Raw genomic sequence first — 2,574 nt, 5'->3', positions numbered from 1 at the left:
TACCATTCTTTATCGTCAAATTGACTTTACGAAAGTTTCGAATATACTGATATCAGCATTCTCTGATGAAGGCGGTCAATGATGGCGTCGGCAGAACAGCGCAAAAGCAACGGCGAGAACAAGGTCAAACTTGCAGACATCGCCAAACAGACTGGCTACTCACTGGCCACCGTGTCCAAAGCCCTGAACGGCAAGGCGGATATTTCGGAGGCGGCCCGGCAGGCCATTGACAAAGCCCTGAAAGACAACGGCTACATTCGCCGCGTCTCCCTCTCCCGTAAACAACGCACCATCGAGGTGGTATTTCGGGATTTTGAGACCATTTGGGCGCTGGAGGTGCTCAGGGACATCATCACGGAGGCCAAGCCGCACAACATCAATGTCATGGTTGCGGAAAGTGGCGACCGGCAGCACCCCGACTCTTCCTGGGTTGAAGGCATCATCGACCGCCAGCCCATTGGCGCTATTCTGGTGTTCTCCAACTTGACGGACAAGGAACGCAGCATGTTCCAATCACACGGCATTCCTTTCGTCGTCTTCGACCCTTCCGGCAATCCGGCATTAGATGATCTCTCCGTACAGGCGGACAACTGGATGGGCGGCGTCATCGCCACCCGTCATCTGCTGGAACTCGGCCACAAGCGCATCGGCATCATCACCGGACCGGATGAAATGCTCTGCTCACGTGCCCGGCTTGACGGCTATTCGGCGGCCCTCGCCGAACGCAATATCCCCACCTCTCCCGAACTCATCACCGAAGGCGATTTCACCACGCCAGGCGGTTACGAAGGAGCCATGGCGTTACTTGAAGACGAACAAAGTCGCCCGACCGCCATCTTTGCAGGCAATGACCTACAGGCCATGGGCGTTTACGAGGCGGCCCGTCAACTGAAAATCCGTATCCCCGAAGATCTGTCCGTTATCGGATTCGACGATATACAGACCGCCGCGTACATGGGCCCGGCGTTGACCACGGTCCGCCAGCCATTGCAAGACATGGCCACCACTGCAGCCCGCATGGTCATCGATACCAATGAAGGACGCAAGATTCAGAAGCGCGTGGTTCTTTCTACGTCTTTGGTGGTGCGGGACAGCACGCGGCGGCTCAAATCACGGGATTAGTCCAACCGTCAGAACGACACCGGTTCCTTGCATGCCTCGAGAATCGCTCGGGCATCGTCACGGTGAATCTGCACGAATGAGCCGCCGGCCTCACCGGCATGATCGGCGTACTTGTCGAGAGAGGCGGGATCGTCGGGCACGCCGGCCTCAGAAAGAGTCAGCGGCGCACCTACGCGACGCAGGAAATCGACATAGCGATCAATGCCTTCCTCGGCCACCGTGCGATCGGTTTTGCCGGTGGGCGTCACACCCCACACGTCGACCGCCCAGCGGGCAAAGCGAGCCGTCACCTCATCGTTGACCAAATACACGTATGCCATCCAATGCGGGTGAACCACGGCCAGACCAGCGCCGTGAGCGATATCGGTGTATGCGGACAGCGCGTGTTCGATGCCGTGCGTCACCCAATCCTCTTCCTTGCCGCGCGAGATAATGCGGTTCAGAGCCAACGTGGAATCCCACATTGCATTGGAGCGAGCCTCATAATCTTTCGGATCGGACAAGCATGCTCGCCACGAACGCAGAATATGACGTTGGATTCCCTCGGCGATTTCGTCGGAAAGGTTGTCGTCCACCGGATAGGAGAAATACTGCTCACACGTGTGGCAGAACATGTCCTCGAAGCCATACACCGTCTGTTCGGCGGGCAATGTCATCAGGTAGCTTGGATCCAGCACGGAGAACCTGGGCATCAGCGGGAACGACGTATAGCCGAGCTTGCGGTTGCGTTCCCAATTGGTGAGCACGGCCGCATCTCCCATTTCCGAGCCCGTTGCCGCGGTGGTGAGCACCACGCCAACCGGAATCAGCCCTTCAGGTGCCGGTTTGCCGGTTTCGATGTAGTCATCCCACAAATCCTCATCGTCACCGATGCCGGAACCCAACGAAATGAATTTCGCGCAGTCGATTACCGAGCCACCGCCAACGGCCAGAATCAGGCCGACGCCATGCTCCTTGACCAGTCGTACGCCTTCCAGCGCTTTGTCCAATCGCGGGTTCGGCGTAACGCCGGGCAGCTCGATGATTTTGCGCCCGGTTCCTGCCAGCGCAGCCATTACATCGTCATAGGCACCGTTGCGTTTAATCGATCCGCCGCCATACACCACCAGAACGGCGCCCTCGACACGCTCCACCTCCTGTGCGATATGGCGCGCCTGCCCTTTGCCGAAGTAGATCTTCACTGGGTTATGGAAAATGAAATCTCGCATGCGTAACTCCTTTGTTGTGCTGATGTTTCCCTGAGAACAGCTTATCTTCTCCTGCCGCCGATATGTTCACCGTCGCCAACACGTCACCGTCAACGCACCCCTCCGCGAACATGTTCGCCCCCACCCCAATCCACCCCCCAGCCCCGCCACAACCAGAAAACCGCCCTTGGCGACGTTGCCTCAGGCGGTTTTTCAGCGGAAGGAGAGAAAGGAGAAAGAAGGAATGGAAAGGTGCCATGCGGGC

At 57.8% G+C, this 2,574-nt stretch carries 2 protein-coding genes; one reads left to right on the top strand and one right to left on the bottom strand.

Features of this window, described 5'->3' with window-relative positions; genetic code table 11:
* The first annotated feature begins 78 nt into the window (after nt 1-78).
* Nucleotides 79-1,122, top strand: coding sequence for a LacI family DNA-binding transcriptional regulator (locus Q5H33_RS08375; RefSeq protein ID WP_302424005.1), 1,044 nt, complete (start codon nt 79-81; stop codon nt 1,120-1,122).
* Between the two features lie 8 nt (nt 1,123-1,130).
* Here Q5H33_RS08375 and Q5H33_RS08370 read toward each other — a convergent pair whose 3' ends face one another.
* Nucleotides 1,131-2,330: an iron-containing alcohol dehydrogenase gene (locus Q5H33_RS08370; RefSeq protein WP_008782907.1), complete on the bottom strand. Its 1,200-nt coding sequence runs from the start codon at nt 2,328-2,330 to the stop codon at nt 1,131-1,133.
* Between the last annotated feature and the right edge of the window lie 244 nt (nt 2,331-2,574).

The sequence above is a fragment of the uncultured Bifidobacterium sp. genome, assembly GCF_959020145.1.
Taxonomy (GTDB): Bacteria; Actinomycetota; Actinomycetes; order Actinomycetales; family Bifidobacteriaceae; genus Bifidobacterium.
This window is presented reverse-complemented; position numbering and strand designations above follow the sequence as displayed.